17 protein-coding genes are annotated in these 15,029 nt (G+C 73.4%); 9 read left to right on the top strand and 8 right to left on the bottom strand.

What is annotated here, in order from left to right; genetic code table 11:
- The first annotated feature begins 597 nt into the window (after positions 1–597).
- Together PUR56_RS09845 and PUR56_RS09850 are read left to right on the top strand one after the other, a co-directional pair.
- Positions 598–1,170: a papain-like cysteine protease family protein gene (locus tag PUR56_RS09845; protein WP_329882036.1), complete on the top strand. Its 573-nt coding sequence runs from the start codon at positions 598–600 to the stop codon at positions 1,168–1,170.
- A gap of 21 nt (positions 1,171–1,191) precedes the next feature.
- Positions 1,192–2,043 (top strand): hypothetical protein, encoded by an 852-nt coding sequence (locus PUR56_RS09850; protein WP_329948588.1) that lies wholly within the window; start codon positions 1,192–1,194, stop codon positions 2,041–2,043.
- A 97-nt stretch (positions 2,044–2,140) separates the two neighbouring features.
- On the opposite strand, the gene PUR56_RS09855 is transcribed toward PUR56_RS09850, so the two are convergent.
- The gene (locus PUR56_RS09855) at positions 2,141–2,290 is read right to left on the bottom strand and encodes a hypothetical protein (RefSeq protein WP_329948589.1); all 150 of its coding nucleotides are present in this window, start codon (positions 2,288–2,290) and stop codon (positions 2,141–2,143) included.
- Between the two features lie 436 nt (positions 2,291–2,726).
- Here PUR56_RS09855 and PUR56_RS09860 point away from each other — a divergent pair, with 436 nt between their 5' ends.
- Positions 2,727–4,034: an alpha/beta fold hydrolase gene (locus PUR56_RS09860; protein ID WP_329948590.1), complete on the top strand. Its 1,308-nt coding sequence runs from the start codon at positions 2,727–2,729 to the stop codon at positions 4,032–4,034.
- 111 nt (positions 4,035–4,145) lie between these two features.
- Here the strand turns inward: PUR56_RS09860 and PUR56_RS09865 are convergent, their stop codons facing one another.
- Entirely contained in the window at positions 4,146–4,727 is a 582-nt protein-coding gene (locus PUR56_RS09865; protein ID WP_329948591.1) for a TetR/AcrR family transcriptional regulator, read from the bottom strand.
- 236 nt (positions 4,728–4,963) lie between these two features.
- On the opposite strand from PUR56_RS09865, the gene PUR56_RS09870 reads away from it, so the two are divergent.
- Positions 4,964–5,359 carry a VOC family protein gene (locus PUR56_RS09870; RefSeq protein ID WP_329948687.1) on the top strand — a complete coding sequence of 132 codons (396 nt, stop codon included), beginning with the start codon at positions 4,964–4,966 and terminating at the stop codon, positions 5,357–5,359.
- A gap of 393 nt (positions 5,360–5,752) precedes the next feature.
- On the opposite strand, the gene PUR56_RS09875 is transcribed toward PUR56_RS09870, so the two are convergent.
- From PUR56_RS09875 to PUR56_RS09885, 3 genes are read right to left on the bottom strand one after another with little or no spacing between them, the layout of a single operon-like run.
- Positions 5,753–6,142: a roadblock/LC7 domain-containing protein gene (locus PUR56_RS09875; RefSeq protein WP_329882041.1), complete on the bottom strand. Its 390-nt coding sequence runs from the start codon at positions 6,140–6,142 to the stop codon at positions 5,753–5,755.
- Positions 6,139–7,188, bottom strand: a complete 1,050-nt coding sequence (locus PUR56_RS09880; RefSeq protein WP_329948592.1) for a DUF4388 domain-containing protein — start codon at positions 7,186–7,188, stop codon at positions 6,139–6,141. Before PUR56_RS09880 ends, PUR56_RS09875 begins: the two co-directional genes overlap by 4 nt.
- Positions 7,185–7,544, bottom strand: coding sequence for a hypothetical protein (locus PUR56_RS09885; RefSeq protein WP_329948593.1), 360 nt, complete (start codon positions 7,542–7,544; stop codon positions 7,185–7,187). The genes PUR56_RS09880 and PUR56_RS09885 overlap by 4 nt, the downstream gene beginning before the upstream one ends.
- Before the next feature lie 142 nt (positions 7,545–7,686).
- Here PUR56_RS09885 and PUR56_RS09890 point away from each other — a divergent pair, with 142 nt between their 5' ends.
- Complete coding sequence (locus PUR56_RS09890; RefSeq protein ID WP_329882044.1) at positions 7,687–8,052, top strand: hypothetical protein; 366 nt, start codon at positions 7,687–7,689, stop codon at positions 8,050–8,052.
- A gap of 228 nt (positions 8,053–8,280) precedes the next feature.
- Here PUR56_RS09890 and PUR56_RS09895 read toward each other — a convergent pair whose 3' ends face one another.
- On the bottom strand, positions 8,281–9,216 hold the full coding sequence (locus tag PUR56_RS09895; protein WP_329948594.1) for a GNAT family N-acetyltransferase: 936 nt from the start codon (positions 9,214–9,216) through the stop codon (positions 8,281–8,283).
- A 302-nt stretch (positions 9,217–9,518) separates the two neighbouring features.
- On the opposite strand from PUR56_RS09895, the gene PUR56_RS09900 reads away from it, so the two are divergent.
- The 4 genes from PUR56_RS09900 to tuf all read left to right on the top strand — a co-directional run bounded on the left by PUR56_RS09900 (position 9,519) and on the right by tuf (position 13,700).
- Positions 9,519–10,559 (top strand): NADP-dependent oxidoreductase, encoded by a 1,041-nt coding sequence (locus PUR56_RS09900; protein ID WP_329948595.1) that lies wholly within the window; start codon positions 9,519–9,521, stop codon positions 10,557–10,559.
- A 216-nt stretch (positions 10,560–10,775) separates the two neighbouring features.
- Positions 10,776–11,213, top strand: a complete 438-nt coding sequence (locus PUR56_RS09905; RefSeq protein ID WP_329948596.1) for a RidA family protein — start codon at positions 10,776–10,778, stop codon at positions 11,211–11,213.
- Between the two features lie 110 nt (positions 11,214–11,323).
- Positions 11,324–12,247: a zinc-binding dehydrogenase gene (locus tag PUR56_RS09910; protein ID WP_329948597.1), complete on the top strand. Its 924-nt coding sequence runs from the start codon at positions 11,324–11,326 to the stop codon at positions 12,245–12,247.
- A gap of 259 nt (positions 12,248–12,506) precedes the next feature.
- Positions 12,507–13,700: an elongation factor Tu gene (gene tuf, locus PUR56_RS09915; protein WP_329948598.1), complete on the top strand. Its 1,194-nt coding sequence runs from the start codon at positions 12,507–12,509 to the stop codon at positions 13,698–13,700.
- 78 nt (positions 13,701–13,778) lie between these two features.
- On the opposite strand, the gene PUR56_RS09920 is transcribed toward tuf, so the two are convergent.
- A complete protein-coding gene (locus PUR56_RS09920; protein WP_329948599.1) occupies positions 13,779–14,213 on the bottom strand; it encodes an SgcJ/EcaC family oxidoreductase in 435 nt (144 codons plus the stop codon).
- Positions 14,214–14,384: 171 nt separating this feature from the next.
- Positions 14,385–14,981: a hypothetical protein gene (locus PUR56_RS09925; RefSeq protein WP_329948600.1), complete on the bottom strand. Its 597-nt coding sequence runs from the start codon at positions 14,979–14,981 to the stop codon at positions 14,385–14,387.
- Positions 14,982–15,029: the final 48 nt, after the last annotated feature.

The following is a 15,029-nucleotide window of genomic DNA, read 5'->3' on the forward strand; positions in this document are numbered from 1 at the left end:
CCGGCGACCACCTCGCCGTCCCCCTCACCCGCGCCCAGGCCCGCGACCTCCTCGAAAGCCTCGCCCACCACCTCGGATACCTCCGATGACCGACTACCTCGTCGCCACCGCCTTCGCCGTCCTCCTCGCCCTCGCCCTCGCCCTCGCGACCGTCGTCGTCGGCGTGGTCACGAGCCTGCGGATCGAGGACACCCCACCCCCCCATCACCCGCCACGGCCGCTGGGAACTGCGCCACCACCCCGACGGCACCACCGAATACGCCTGGATCGCCCGCCAGGCCGGCCACTTCAGCCCCGAGAGCAATCCGATCCCCGAGCAGCGGCAGCATCCCCGGGGCCGCCACCGCATACCCCGCTGACCGACCCGCGCTGCCCGGGCCGCCCCCGGCCCGGGCCGCTCGGACGACACAGGTCGCCGCGCGTCCGGTGGAATCCAGGCGCCCCAACGTCCCTCTGGCTACGCACATTTCAAGCCATCCAGCTCTTATATGGCTAACAACCCCTTCGGCTGTAGTTTCCACGAGCCCCCTGGGGATCGGCGGCGGTCCGCGCTCTCATGTCGCTGGGCACTCACTCGCCCCATGGGAAGGCAGGGATATGAGCAGATTCAGGTTCGCGGCCACCGGACCGGCCTTGGCGCTGGCGGCCTCGGGGATCCTCCTGGCAGCAGGCGGTACGGCCCGGGCGGAGGCCGGCTACGACCAGATCACCATGCTGAAGCAGGAGAAGAGCCAGTGGTGCTGGTCGGCCGCCGGGCTCACCATCGCCAAGTTCCAGGGATTCGGCACCACGCAGGCGGACTTCTGCGACCGCGCCTCCCAGTACAGCGGCGGTCCGAGTTGCAACAACCAGCCCGCCACGCTCGGGGACATGGCCAACGCCTGGTCGAGCCTGGGCCTGTCCAAGACCGGTACCGGGATCAGCAGTGCGGCCTCGTTCGCCCAGGTCACCACTGACGTCAAGGCGGCCCGGCCGATCGGCGCCCGAATCGGATGGACCTCCGGCGGTGGCCACATGAACATCGTCTACGGCTTCGACACCTCGAACAACACCATCGCCGTCGCCGACCCGTGGCCGGACACCGCCACCTACACGTGGTGGAACTACGGCGACTACGTGAACAACAGCTCGTTCAAGTGGACCCACTCCCGTACCGGCATCTCCCGATAGACAGAGCAAGGAGGGCGACACATGCGTGACCAAGGAATGCCCGTCAAGCGGGAGACCATTCGGTTCTCCCGGCTGCCCATCGTCCTGGCGCTGAGCGCGTCCGCACTGCTGTCCGCCGTCGGCCCGGCCCGCGCGGCCGACATCCCCGACTACCAGGCCGCCCTCGACCTGGTGAAGTCGGCCGACGTCCGCGACGCCGTCTGCCGCTTTCTCGGAACGCCGCTGCCCCAGGGCGGATCCGACACCGTGGTGACGATTCCCGACACGGCCTCGCCGTGCGAGGGCCTGCCCGCGTTCACACTCAAGGACCCGCTGGCGGTGAACGAGATCACCCCGGGCTTCGCCGCGGGCACGGCCCCGCCGCTCCCCACCGAGGCCATCAGGCTGAGCCACCTCGTCTCCTCGCTCAACGCGACCGTCAACGACCGCACCGCCACGGTGCTGCTCGCCCCGACCGAGGGCGGCGGCTGGCACCTGGCGGGGGTGCGCGACGGCGACAGCGACGCCACGTACGCCGGCAAGGCGGGCTTGGGCACCCTGGTCTTCACCGAGCCGCAGATCCGCGGCTGGTACCAGCTGAAGCTCACCACCGTGGAGCCGCTCAACGACCAGGCCCGGGAGGGGCTCGACGGCCAGTCGGCGGTGTCGCTCGCCGACTACCAGAAGCTCCTCAAGGCCCGGTACGCCGACAAGCTGCCCGGTTCCGAGTACGACACCCGGGGCCTGTCCAGCGGGTACGGGACCACTGACCGGGCAGCCGACCCGTCCTCCCGGACCCCGTTGCTCGCCGGCGGCTCGATCGCGGCGCTCGCCCTCGTGGGCGGAGCCGTCGTCCTCGGCCGGATCCGGCGCCGGAACCGCGACACCGCCTGAGTCCCACGTCGCCGCCCCGGACCCCGGCAGGATGCCGGGGTCCGGGGCGGAGAGGCCGTCGGACCCGCTCCCACCGGCGGGTCCGAGTTCGTGAGACCTAGATCCTGACCTCGGCCTTGTGGGAGTCGCCCCGGGGCGTCTCCGTGGTGCTCCGGGAGTGGGCCGTGCCGGCCGTGCCCGCCGCGCCGCCCATGGCCAGCGCCATGGCGGCCACCGCGGTGGCGGCGGCCCTCTTGATCCTCTTCATCCGTGTCCCCGGGTGACGAGCGGTCCACTCCGCCGGGCGGCGGGGCGGGGCGGGCCGGACACCCACGGTCGAAGGACCGGGGCAGCGGGTGCCGGCCTCGCCGAGAACCTTCCGGAATCGGCTGTCGATTCGTCAACCTGCCATGAGAACAAGGGACTTGAAAGTCGCATCGACGTGCCTCATCGGGCACGGAATCACCGTGTGTCGCAGGTGGACGCAACCCGGCGGCGGTGGTGGCGGGTTGTTCACGGGCATGAGTATGCGTGGGAAGACCCATCCGAACCGAGGGCGGCGCGTACTGTCCGCCCTCCTGGCGCTCTCCGCCTCAGTCGCGACCCTCGCGCTGACCGGACCGGCCGCCGCCCAGAACCAGTCGGAGCCGAGTACCTCCGCGGCGCCGATCAGGTGGGGCTCCTGCCCCAGGAGCGAACCGCCCATGCCGGACCCGAACCCCGCCGCGCAGTGCGCGACGGTCGAGGTGCCGGTGGACTGGTCGAAGCCGCACGGCCCGAAGACCGGCATCTTCGTCGCCCGCCTGCGGGCCGCCGACCCGGCCCGGCGCATCGGCGTCCTGATGTCGAACCCGGGCGGCCCCTGGGCCCCCGGGGCCGACGACGCGCTGCACGCCGGTCACCCCCAGAAGGGCGTCTACACGCCGGAGATGCTGCAGCGGTTCGACATCGTCGGCTTCGACCCGAGGGGCAGCCACCGCAGCCAGCAGGCCCGCTGCGACGAGTCGATCGCGGGCGGGATCACGTCCCGCCCGCGCGACGCGGCGGCCTTCGAGCAGATGCGCACCCTGAACGGCCGGCTCGCGGCCGGCTGCCTGCGGCTCACGGGCCCGCTCGCCGCGCACATGGACACCGAGAGCGTGGCGCGGGACATGGACGCGATCCGCGCCGCCCTCGGCGAGCGCCGGATCAGCTTCCTCGGCCACTCCTACGGCACGCTCCTCGGCGAGCGCTACGCGCGCCTGTTCCCGGAGCGGCTCCGCGCGCTCGCCCTCGACAGCGTGATGGACCCGGACCGGCCGAACGCTGAGCGCTTCCTCACCGACGCCAGCGTCACCGCCGACGACACCTTCAAGCGCCTGGCGGCCTGGTGCTCGACGGCGCCGTCCTGTGCGTTGAGCGGCCGGGACCTGGCGGCCGTCGCCGCCGAACTGTTCGCCCGCGCCGAGGCCGGCACGCTCCGCGTCCCGGGACCGGACGGGCCGACACAGGCCGTGGCCGACGCCGACGGCCTGTCCGACTTCCTCACGTTCCTGACCTGGGGGTGGGACCCGGAGCGGGCGACGCGGGAGCTGGCCGCCGTGTACACCGGGACGGGCACGGTCCACTGGCCCCAGTACCAGGGCCCCAGCCGTGACATGCAGCTCGTGCTCTGCCGGGACTACGACCTCCGGATCCGCGACCACGCCGAGTACCGGGCCATCCGGGAGCGGGTCGCCCGGGCCGCGCCGCACGTCCGCGTCAGCACCCAGGGCCTGGACATCGTCCTCGGCTGCCAGGGTTGGACCGTCCCGCCGAAGGCCCGGCCCGCCCGGGTGGCGGGCGACCTCCCGCGCGTCCTGGTGGCGAACGCCACCCTCGACCAGCGGACGCCGCTGCCGGGTGCGCGCCGGATGACGCAGTCCTTCCCGAGGGCCACCCTGCTCACCCGGGACGTCGTGGGCCACTGGCTCTACTCCTCCGAACCGACGAAGGGGGCGTTCGACGCCTACCTCACCGACCCGCGGGGTTGACCCGCGAGACCGGGGCGGGCGGTGGGAGGGCCGGCGACGGGCCGCTGTGGGGGCGGCCCCTCGCCGACCGGGCATCCGTGGGGCGTTCGGCCGGGCGTCGGGTGCGAGCGATCAGGCCGACGTGCGCAGTCCCGACAGGAGCCGGTCGAGCGCCTGCTCGGCGGCCCGGGAGTCCCCGCCCCGTGCGATCCAGAGCGCGGCCTCGTTCATCGCCCCCGAGAGCAGCCGGGCCAGCGGCTCCACCGGCTGCTCGGCGACGGTCCCGGCCGCCACGAGCGCCGTCAGGGCCTCCGCCAGGTGCCGGGCGGACGACTCCTCGTCCAGCGCCCGCCACTCGTCCCAGCCCAGCACGGTCGGCGCGTCGACCAGCAGGATCCGTCGCACGGCCGGGTCGGTCCCCGAGGCGAGGAAGGCGCGGCAGCCGGCCCGGAGCTGCTCCCAGAGGTCCTCGTGCCGTTCGGCCTCCGCCGCGACCCGCTCGCCCAGCTCCTGCTGCACCTCGGCGACGACGGCCCGGAAGAGTCCGGCCTTGCTGTCGAAGTGGTGGTAGGCGGCCCCCTTGGTGACCCCGGCGCCCCGTGCCACCTCGGCCAGCACCACCTGGTGGTAGCCGTCGGCGGCGAACCGCTGCCGCCCTTCGGTCAGCAGCGCCCGCCGGGTGGCTGCCCGCTGCTCCGCCCGGTTGACCGCCATCGCGTCGCACCGCCCTTTCCATTTCGCGTACCCCGGGTATGCTAACGCCAAGATTCACATACCCCGGGTATGTGAAATGGACGCGAAGGGCCTCCGCCATGACGAACGACCTCAGGAGCGACCTCGGGACCGGCCTCGGGGCCGAGCCCGCGAACGGAACTGCGAACGGAACTGCGAACGGAACTGCTAACGGGGCCGCGAACGCGCCCGCGGCCGGGCTCGGTGGCTTCTACCCGGTGATCGCCACCCGGGACGTGGCCGCCTCCCGCGCCTTCTACACCCGCCACCTCGGCTTCGAGGTCACCTTCGAAGCCGACTGGTACGTGAGCCTGCGCCGCCCCGACGCCCCGCAGTACGAGCTGGCCCTGCTGGACCACACCCACCCGACCCTCCCCGAGGGCCACCGGACCCCACTCCGGGGCGGCCTGCTGCTGAACTTCGAGGTGGACGACGTGGACGCCGAGCACCGGCGGCTCGTCGCCGGGGCCGGCCTGCCCGAGGTGCTGCCGCTGCGCACGGAGGAGTTCGGCCAGCGTCACTTCATCGTCGCCGCCCCGGACGGCGTGCTGATCGACGTCATCACCGTCGTCCCGCCCAGCGAGGAGTACGCCGCCCAGTACACGGGCGCCTGACCCGCGGCCGGCCTCGCGGAATCCGCGGCGTGCCCCATGGGGCACGAAGGCGACGCCGCTCCGGTCCGGTCCGCCCGGGCCCCGGAGTGCGGTGCACCCCTCCAGCTGGGGCGCTGTGGCGGCCTTCGCAGCCCAAGTCCTTTCGTGAGAGCGTCCGTTGAGGCAGGCGGGTCGGTCCGCGCGGCCCTTGCCGACCGGTTGCGGTGACGACATGTCAGGCTATGGGCGACGCTGTCCGGGAGGGGCCGGTGCCTGCGTACGCGGATGCGGACGCGTCCGCGGGCGTGCCGTGACCGACGGCCGTGTCGGGCGGCCGGGCCCCGCCCGCCTGCCGTCCGGCAGGCCCGCCGTTGTGCGGATCCCGGACACCCCCGTCCGTCGCCGGGGCCTGCGCTAGGCCGCGGGGACCATCCCGAGCAGCTCGCTCAGCCGCCGGATCGAGGCGGGCGACTCGCGGTGCAGGCCGGCGATGTCGAGGCCCTCGTCGCCCAGGACCATCAGCAGCGCCTGGTCCCCGATCGCCAGCACCACGACGTAGCCGCCGTTGCAACGGGTGACCACGTCGCGCAGGCCGCCCACGCCGACCTCGGCCGCGGTGCGCCGGCCGAGGCCGAGCATGGCGGCCGACAGGGCGGCGGCCGACTCGGGGTGGACGGCGGCCGTGTCGGCGGCCACCAGCAGGCCGTCGGCGGTGGAGATGACACTCTCGGAGATGCCCATGACCCGTTCGCGGAGGGACTTCAACTCGGCGACGAGAACGGCGGTCGGTGTCTGGGTGCTCATGGTCTGCTCTTCTCGGTCGTCTCTGTCGTCTCGGTGCGGTGTGCGTTCGGTGGACCGTCGGAAGCGCCCGCCGCTTCCTCGGGCCGGGAGTCCGGCCGGCCGTGGCCGCCCGCGTTCCCTGCGCCGCGTGCGCCGGGGACGCGACGCGGCAGCGGCCCGGTCGCGGTCGGCAGCGGTCCGCTCGGCGGCGTTCGCGGGGCCACGCTCGGTGCCGTGGCGGCCGGGAGCGCCGTTTCGCGGTGGAGAAGGTGTCGGGCGTCCATCCGGACGACGTCGAGCAGCACCGAGAACACGCCGCGCCCCAGCGCGAATCCGATGTCGCGCGGGGTGCGGCGGCCGGTGGCCGCGGCCAGGACCTCCCGGTACCGGACCGGGATCCGCGACGCAGCGGACTCGGCCGCGGCGGCAGGGCGGATCCGGGTGCGGGCCAGCTCGCCGGGCGGGCCCCAGAGGCGGGTCAGCAGCGCCACCCGCCGGGCGGTCTCCTCGAAGAGCCGCTGCGGCTCGATCCCCGGGCACAGCGCGATCCGGGCGGGCGGCGCCGATTCGGCGATCTCCCAGCTGCCGGGCGGGCTGAGCACCAGGGCGAAGGCTCCGTCGAAGGCGGCGGCGGCGCAGACGGCTTCGAGTTCGGTGGCGCCGATCGACCCCTGGGCCACCAGGGCCGCGCCGAGGTCGCCGCCCCAGGCCGCGGGAGCGTCGACCGGGCGGGCGGCGGAGGCGGCCGTCTCGGCGGTCGCCCAGTCCGCCTCGCCGACGCGCCGCGCCTTCAGCAGCAGGGTCTCGGCGGTCGGGGCCCCGGGGGTCTCGATCGCCGTGACCAGCCCCTGTTCCAGGTGGATGGTGCCGCCCGGTGCGCTGGAGACGGTGACCGAGCCGGTGAAGCCCGTCCGGTGCAGCGCGAGGAGCAGCGCGGGCACGTTACGGGCCGCAGGCGGCACGGGCGGTGCCGGGTCGTGGGCCCGGCCGCCGGCCGGTCGGTGGGCAGGGTGGCGGGCAGGGTGGTGGGCCGGGTCGTGGGACAGCTCGTCGGGAGGGCCGCTCATGCCAGCAGGCCCCCCGCACGGTCGGCGGTCTGGCGGATCGCCAGCGCCAGGTTGGTCCGCCCCCGGTCCAGCACGGTGGCCAGCAGCAGGGGGTCGCCCTGACGGGGCACCACCTGGACGACCTGGTGATGGCGGGTGCTGGTGACCACCACGCTCTCCAACTCGCTCTCCACCCCGGCCTCGTACAGACGCTCGCCGATCAGATTGGTCAGCTCGGCGAGCTCGGCCCCGCTGCCGAGCAGCCGGTGGTCCCCGGCGGAGTGGTAGCTGAGGCCCGTGACGGCGTCGACGAGAGCGGCGCCGATGACTCCGGGGGAGTCGAGCACGTCGGAGAGGGAAGCTTCGAGTGCGCGCACCAGTACCCCTTCACGTTCCGAACTGTTGGCAGCGTACTTTATTCCACCATTTCCGCGGGGTGACCACCGAGGGTGGCTTCTTGCTACTTTGTTCCCGCACACGGGAGTTCTGCCCGGAAGTCACGCAAAGGACGAACAGCGCATGAACATTGACAACGCACTCAAGGACGCGATGGCCATCGAGGGCGCCATCGGCGTGGCTCTGGCCGACTACGAGAGCGGTATGTCACTCGGGTTCCTCGGCGGGGGCCAGCAGCTCGACCTGGAGGTCGCGGCAGCCGCCAACACCGAGGTCGTCCGGGCCAAGATACGGGCCCTGGCAGCGCTGTCGATCGACGACGTCATCGAGGACATCCTGATCACCCTCGGCACCCAGTACCACCTGATCCGCCCGCTGGCGCGCAGTCACGGATCCCTCTTCCTCTACCTGGCGCTGGACCGCTCGCGCGCCAACCTGGCGCTCGCCCGGCACGGTCTCAAGCGGATCGAGGCCGATCTCGACGTCTAGGGTGCGCGCCGCACCGGGAATTCCCGGTGCGAATGCGAAGCGTGATGAACCGGCTACGGCGTTCCGTCCGTGGGGGTGGGGTGCGGAAATTGCAGGTGCGCATCAATCACGGAAATGCGTGACTTTCCGATGACTGGGCGTCATATTCTCCCCCCGGCGTTCCGCACCGAGCCCTAATCCCGGAACCGTGGAGCGGCCGAACGCCGGAACGCCGCACCGCCCCCCGCCCTACCGGGGCTCCTCGTCGAGCACCTTGCCGTACATGGACGAGGTGCGCCGGACGGTCATCCCGATCCGCTCGTACAGCGGCAGCGCGCCGGTGTTCGAGTGCGTCCACAGGGTGCACAGCTCCCGCCCGTGCCGGTGGAACGCGCCGAACACCTCGCCCAGCAGCAGCCGTGCGATGCCCCGGTTCCGGTGGTCGCGGCGGACGGCCAGCCGTTCCACGTAGCCCTCGCTCCCGCCCGGCACGTCGAGCGACAGCGCCGCGCCCACCATCTCCCCGTCCGCGAGGGCCACCCGCGAGAGCGCGGGCGCGAACGCCTCCCGTCCGACGGTCCGCAGGGCCCACTCCTCGTAGGAGCTGCGCCGCACCTGCCACTCGTCGAACGCGTCCTCGGTGAGCAGGTAGGCCTCCTGCTCGTCACCGGGGGCGAAGGGCCGCACCGTGATCCCGTCCGGCGGGCCGGCCGCCACCGGGCGGGCGGGCAGTGCGATCCCCAGCTGCCACTGGGAGACGAACGGCCGGTACCCGCGCGAGCGCAGCAGTGCCACGGCGGCCCGGTCGCCGTCCTCCACGGCCTGGGCGAGCCGTACGCCGCCCGCACGCCGGGCCTGCGCCTCGGTCCAGTCGAGCAGCCATCCGCCCAACCCGGCGCCCCGGTGGGTCGGGTGGACGTCGATCCGGCTCCGGCGGCCCCCGCGGACCCACGCCCAGCCGGCCACCTCGCCGTCGCCGTCCTGCACGAGCAGCGCGTCGCGGGCCGGGTCGAGGTCGGGGAGGGCCAGGTCGGCGGCGATGTCGTCGGACCCGGTCTCGGCCCGGCCCAGCAGGTCGCGCTCGCAGGCGTCGACCAGCCGGTGGACGGCCGGGGCGTCGTCGGCGGCGGCCGGCCGGCTCCGGTAGCGGGCGGGGAGCGGCGGCAGTTCGGGGAGCACGGTCATGCTTCCCGACTCTCCGCCACCCGGGCCGCTCCTGTCGACCGGTTTCGCCGCACCGGCGTCGTTCGCACCGGCGTCCTTCGCACCGGCGGACGTGCGGGCGTCCGCGCCGGACGCCCGGGCCGAGGGTTCCCGCACCGGAAGTCGGCCGGTCCGACGTCCCGTGCGCATGCCCGCCGGGCGGCCCTGTGCGTACGGGCCGGGCGGCCGTGCGCGGACCGTCAGCCGATCGTGCGAGGCCCCCGGCAGAGTCTTCCTCGTCAGCAGGAAACGGCAGCACCGGACGAAGAACGAGGAAGCCCGCCATGAGCACCCAGCAGACCACCGTGACCCCCGCCACCACCTTCTCCGCCGAGGTCCGGCTCGCCTCCCGCCCGGTCGGGTCGCCCACCGCCGACACCTTCGAGCTGGTCCGCACCGCCGTCCCCGAGCCGGCCGAGGGCGAGATCGTCGTCCGCAACACCTGGATGTCGGTGGACCCGTACATGCGGGGCCGGATGGACGACGCGCCGTCCTACATCCCGCCGTTCGAGCTCGGCGCGGCCCTGGACGGCAGCGCGGTCGGCGTGGTGGTCGCCTCCCACTCCGACGCCGTGCCGGTCGGCGCGACCGTCTCCCACTTCCTCGGCTGGCGCGAGTACGCCGTCCTGGACGCCGCCGCCGCGACCGTCGTCGACACCGGCCTCGCCCCGGCCTCCGCCTACCTGGGGGTGCTGGGCACCACCGGCCTCACCGCCTACGCGGCGCTGACCGAGATCGCCCCGGTCCGCGAGGGCGACGTCGTCTTCGTCTCCGCCGCCGCCGGGGCGGTGGGCAGCGTCGCCGGGCAGCTGGCCCGCAGGCTCGGCGCCTCGAAGGTGATCGGTTCGGCCGGCGGCCCGGAGAAGGCAGCGAAGCTGGTGACGGACTTCGGTTACGACGCCGCGATCGACTACCGGGCCGGCTCGCTGGACGAACAGCTCGCCGCAGCCGCCCCGGAGGGCATCGACGTCTACCTCGACAGCGTCGGCGGCGACCACCTGCGGGCCGCCATCGGCGCGATGCGCACCGGCGGCCGGATCGCCCTCGTCGGCGCGATCAGCACCTACAACGCGACCAGCCCGGCCCCGGGTCCCGACAACCTGTTCCAGGCGGCGGCCAAGGAGCTGAACCTGCGCGGGATGCTGGTCAGCAGCTACTTCCACCTCTTCCCCGAGTGGATCGGCCGGGCCGCCGGCTGGCTCGCCGACGGGAGCCTGCGGACCGAGCAGACCGTCGTCGAGGGCATCGAGCAGGCGCCGGCCGCCTTCCTCGGCGTGATGCGCGGCGCCAACACCGGCAAGATGCTCGTCCGCCTGGAGGGATGACCGGCCCGGAGGAGGACCGCCCGGAGGAGGACCGCCGGAAGGAAGCCCGGCGGGCGGGGGGACCGCCCGCCGGGATGATCGCCGCCGCGCGGAGCGTTGCCACCGGAGGGCTCCGGGTCGACGCCGAGCCGCCGGAAGGCGTGCGCAGCACCGCACCTGACGTCACGACAACGACCCGTCGCACCCACCGCACCACAACCGAAGGAACCGTCGACCATGAGTGACCTCCACGACCACCGCGCCCTCACCAACCCCGCCGGCCTGCACGACCCCACGCCGTTCGGCTACAGCCACGCCGCCTCCGCGCCCGGCGAACCGGTCTTCATCGGCGGGCAGTACGCCTCCGACGAGAGCGGCCAGGTCGTCCCCGGCGACTTCGCCGCCCAGGTCGAGCGGTCCTTCGACAACCTGCGCACCGCGCTGGCCGGCGTCGGCCTCGGCTTCGAGCACGTCGTCCGGCTCGGCTCGTACGTCGTCGACCACGACCTGGAGAAGCTGGGTGTGCTGGGGAAGGCCCTGCACGCCGCCTGGGGCGACCGGCTGCCCGCCCAGACGCTCAGCGGCGTCGCGTCGCTGGCGCTGCCCGGGATGCTCTTCGAGATAGACGCGGTCGCGGTGCGCCCGGTCGACGGCGCGGAGAGCGCCACCCGCTGACCCCGCGGCGCCCGGCGCCACTCCAGGGGGCCGCCGATCGTGGCGGCCCCCCTCCGCGGCACCCCTCCGCGGCACCCCCTCCTCCGATCCTCCGCACTGAAGGGCCCGCCATGAAGGCACTCGTCCACGACCCGAACGCCCCCCGGCAGCTGAGCTTCGCCGAGGTGCCGGATCCGAAACCCGGGCCCGGACAGGCGCTGATCGAGGTCGACGCGGTCTCCTTCAACTTCGGTGAGATCGTCTACCGGTCGCCGGACACCCCACCCGGCACGGTGCCGGGCTGGGACGCGGCGGGTGTCGTCGTCCGGTCGGCCGACGACGGATCGGGTCCACCCGTCGGGGCCCGGGTGGTCACCTTCGGGTGGGGCGGCGCCTGGGCGCGGCTGCGGGCGGTGGACACCGCCGAGCTGGCGGTCGTGCCCGACGCCGTCGAGCTCGGGACGGCGAGCGCCCTCCCGGTGGCCGGGGTCACGGCGCTCCAGGCGGTCCGCCGCCTGGGCTCCGTCCTCGGCCGTCGGGTCCTGGTCACCGGCGCCTCGGGCGGGGTGGGGCGCTTCGCCGTCCAGCTCCTCGCGCTGGGGGGTGCGCACGTCGTCGCCTCGGTCGGCGGCCCGGCCCGTGCGGAGGGCCTGCGGGAGCTGGGCGCGGCCGAGATCGTGCACGGCCCGGAGGAGCTGACGGCGCCGGTGTACGGCGTGCTCGACAACGTCGGCGGCAGCCAGCTGGCCGAGGCGTTCTACCACCTCGAACGCGGCGGCGTCGTCCAGGCGATCGGGAAGGCCTCCGGCGAGCCGACCGTCATCGACTTCGAGCGGGCCCGCGTCGAGAGCCCGAACGGTCGGCTGGAGAACTTCAACGTCAGCACGCCCGTCGGTGCCGACCTCGGTCACCTGCTCCACCTGGTGGCGACGGACCGGCTCTCCCCGCAGATCGGCTGGCGCGGCTCCTGGACCAGGGCCCACGAGGCGGCGGACGCGCTCGTCGGGCGCTGGGTCCTCGGCAAGGCCGTCCTGGACCTGGGCCCGGACGACTAGCCCGGACGACTGGCCCGGACGGCCGGGCCGGGACCGGCGGGCCCGCGGGGCCGGGCCCGCCGGAGGGCGTGGTCCCGGCTCCGCCGCACCTCCGGCCAGCTATGGTTACCCTCTGCGCGGGGTCGGTCACTCCTGGTCGCGGCGGCGGGGGTACGCCCTCCCCGCGTGCGACGGCCGCGCCCCGCGCTTTCCATGAGCAGCGCGGGCAGGCGGTCGGCCGATGGCTCTCCGCCCCGGTCCGACATCTGAGGAGGAGCGCGTGGCGAAGGCGAAGTTCGAGCGGACGAAGCCGCATGTCAACATCGGCACCATCGGCCATGTCGACCACGGGAAGACGACGCTGACGGCGGCGATCACCAAGGTCCTGCACGACGCCTATCCGGACCTGAACCCTTTCACGCCGTTCGACGAGATCGACAAGGCGCCGGAGGAGCGGCAGCGCGGCATCACGATCTCGATCGCGCACGTCGAGTACCAGACCGAGGCGCGTCACTACGCCCACGTCGACTGCCCGGGTCACGCGGACTACATCAAGAACATGATCACCGGCGCCGCCCAGATGGACGGGGCGATCCTCGTCGTCGCCGCCACCGACGGCCCGATGCCGCAGACCAAGGAGCACGTCCTGCTGGCCCGCCAGTCAGGGGTCCCGTACATCGTCGTCGCCCTGAACAAGGCCGACATGGTGGACGACGAGGAGATCCTGGAGCTCGTCGAGCTGGAGGTCCGCGAGCTCCTCTCCGAGTACGAGTTCGACGGCGACAACACCCCGGTGGTCCAGGTCTCCGCCCTCAAGGCCCTGGAGGGCGACAAGGAGTGGGGCGAGAAGCTGCTGGGTCTGATGAAGGCCGTCGACGAGAGCATCCCGCAGCCCACGCGGGACATCGACCACCCCTTCCTGATGCCGGTCGAGGACGTCTTCACCATCACCGGCCGCGGCACCGTGGTGACCGGCCGGATCGAGCGCGGGGTGCTGAAGGTCAACGAGACCGTCGACATCATCGGCATCAAGCCGGAGAAGACCACGACCACGGTCACCGGCATCGAGATGTTCCGCAAGCTGCTCGACGAGGGGCGGGCCGGCGAGAACGTCGGCCTGCTGCTGCGCGGCATCAAGCGCGAGGACGTCGAGCGCGGGCAGTGCATCATCAAGCCCGGATCGGTGACCCCGCACACCGAGTTCGAGGCGACGGCCTACATCCTGTCCAAGGACGAGGGCGGCCGGCACACCCCGTTCTTCAACAACTACCGGCCCCAGTTCTACTTCCGCACCACCGACGTCACCGGGGTGGTGACCCTCAAGGAGGGCACCGAACTGGTCATGCCCGGGGACAACGTCGAGATCACCGTCACCCTGATCCAGCCCGTCGCGATGGAGGAGGGCCTGCGGTTCACCATCCGGGAGGGTGGCCGGACCGTCGGCGCGGGCCAGGTCACGAGGATCACCAAGTAGGAGAAGAGGGAGAAGGGGGCCGCCTCCTGGCACGATCGAAGGATCGGAGGCGGCCCCCGGCTCGGGACCGGTCGTCACTCACCCTGCGGACGGGGCATCGACCGCGTTGTTCTGACCGGCCACGATCTTCCAGCCGTCCGCCTGGCGGGCCACCACGTAGAGGGCGGCGCCGTGCGCCCCCTCCACGGGTTCGCCCGCGGCGTCGGTGGGCGTCTGGGCGACGTTCACCGCGACCACGTCCTCCGCGATCGCCAGGATCTTCACCACGTCGTACCGGGCGTAGGAGTCCCGCAGGAAGCTCTCCATCGCCGGCCTGCTGAACTCGGCGATCGCCGTCCGTCCGTCGAGCCGCAGGCCGCGGGCGTTGGTCCACGAGGCCTGCTCGCCGAACTGCTCGCCCAGCGCGGTCGCGTCCTTGGTGTTGAACGCCTTCTCCAGGGCGGCGACCACCCCGGTCACCGCGTTCCTGACCTCGGCCGGAACGGCCCCCACCACCAGTACGTCGTTCGCCATGGCGAACCCCTCCTCACGTGCCGTGCCGGCGGTGGTGATCACCGCCTGGGCCCTATCCGACAACGTGAACCCCACTTGAGGTCAAGCCCGGTGGGCGGAGGCCGGTACGGGCCACCGCGGGAGGCCGGCGCCGTCCGGGGCGGAGGGGCAGCGCCCCGGCGCCTCGGGTCCTCAGGGGCGGTACAGCTCCGTGATGCGGGTGATGCGACCGCGGGCGTCGAGGACGATGTCGTAGGTGTCGCCGTAGCAGCCGTACGGCGGGTCGGGCTCACGGTCGGCCAGGCAGTCGCCGAGGTGCTCCAGGAGGACGGGGAGCTGGACCTCCTTGGCGGGCTCACCGTCCTCAAGGGCGACGAGGGTGGCGGTCACCCGGGCGGCGAGCGGGTAGGCGGTGGGGATGCCGACCGGGTCGTAGGAGCCGTCGTCGGGGGCGTCGGAGTCGCAGACGTACCGGGTGGGGAGGGCGGTGAGGCGGCCCTCGATCTCGCCGACGACCCGGACGACCTGGTGGCCGGGGCTCAGCGAGAGGTCGGTGCACTCGGGCGAGGGGGCCGTCGGCGCGGAGTCGGTCGCGGCGCCGTACGCCTCCTCCGTGCCGTCCTCCCACGGGGTCGCGTCGTCGAGGTCCTCGGCGTCGACCGTGTCCTCGTCGTCGTCCGAGGCCATCGCCACCGTCGGGTCCTCGTCGATCGGGGTGCAGGCGGCCAGGCCGGCGGTGACGGTACAGCAGAGCAGCACGGCGAGGAGGAGGCGACGGGGGGCGGTCATGGGGCGAGTCTCCCAGGAAGACGACCGGACACGGCACCCCCGTACACG

Source organism: Streptomyces sp. BE303 (genome assembly GCF_036290945.1).
Lineage (GTDB): Bacteria > Actinomycetota > Actinomycetes > Streptomycetales > Streptomycetaceae > Kitasatospora.

What these genes read in the sequence shown, in the direction of transcription:
- PUR56_RS09845 (WP_329882036.1), top strand. Translation starts at nt 598, where the DNA reads ATGAGCAGATTCAGGTTCGCGGCCACCGGACCGGCCTTGGCGCTGGCG.
- PUR56_RS09850 (WP_329948588.1), top strand. Translation starts at nt 1,192, where the DNA reads ATGCGTGACCAAGGAATGCCCGTCAAGCGGGAGACCATTCGGTTCTCC.
- PUR56_RS09855 (WP_329948589.1), bottom strand. Translation starts at nt 2,290, where the DNA reads ATGAAGAGGATCAAGAGGGCCGCCGCCACCGCGGTGGCCGCCATGGCG.
- PUR56_RS09860 (WP_329948590.1), top strand. Translation starts at nt 2,727, where the DNA reads ATGCCGGACCCGAACCCCGCCGCGCAGTGCGCGACGGTCGAGGTGCCG.
- PUR56_RS09865 (WP_329948591.1), bottom strand. Translation starts at nt 4,727, where the DNA reads ATGGCGGTCAACCGGGCGGAGCAGCGGGCAGCCACCCGGCGGGCGCTG.
- PUR56_RS09875 (WP_329882041.1), bottom strand. Translation starts at nt 6,142, where the DNA reads ATGAGCACCCAGACACCGACCGCCGTTCTCGTCGCCGAGTTGAAGTCC.
- PUR56_RS09880 (WP_329948592.1), bottom strand. Translation starts at nt 7,188, where the DNA reads ATGAGCGGCCCTCCCGACGAGCTGTCCCACGACCCGGCCCACCACCCT.
- PUR56_RS09890 (WP_329882044.1), top strand. Translation starts at nt 7,687, where the DNA reads ATGAACATTGACAACGCACTCAAGGACGCGATGGCCATCGAGGGCGCC.
- PUR56_RS09895 (WP_329948594.1), bottom strand. Translation starts at nt 9,216, where the DNA reads ATGACCGTGCTCCCCGAACTGCCGCCGCTCCCCGCCCGCTACCGGAGC.
- PUR56_RS09900 (WP_329948595.1), top strand. Translation starts at nt 9,519, where the DNA reads ATGAGCACCCAGCAGACCACCGTGACCCCCGCCACCACCTTCTCCGCC.
- PUR56_RS09905 (WP_329948596.1), top strand. Translation starts at nt 10,776, where the DNA reads ATGAGTGACCTCCACGACCACCGCGCCCTCACCAACCCCGCCGGCCTG.
- PUR56_RS09910 (WP_329948597.1), top strand. Translation starts at nt 11,324, where the DNA reads ATGAAGGCACTCGTCCACGACCCGAACGCCCCCCGGCAGCTGAGCTTC.
- PUR56_RS09920 (WP_329948599.1), bottom strand. Translation starts at nt 14,213, where the DNA reads ATGGCGAACGACGTACTGGTGGTGGGGGCCGTTCCGGCCGAGGTCAGG.
- PUR56_RS09925 (WP_329948600.1), bottom strand. Translation starts at nt 14,981, where the DNA reads ATGACCGCCCCCCGTCGCCTCCTCCTCGCCGTGCTGCTCTGCTGTACC.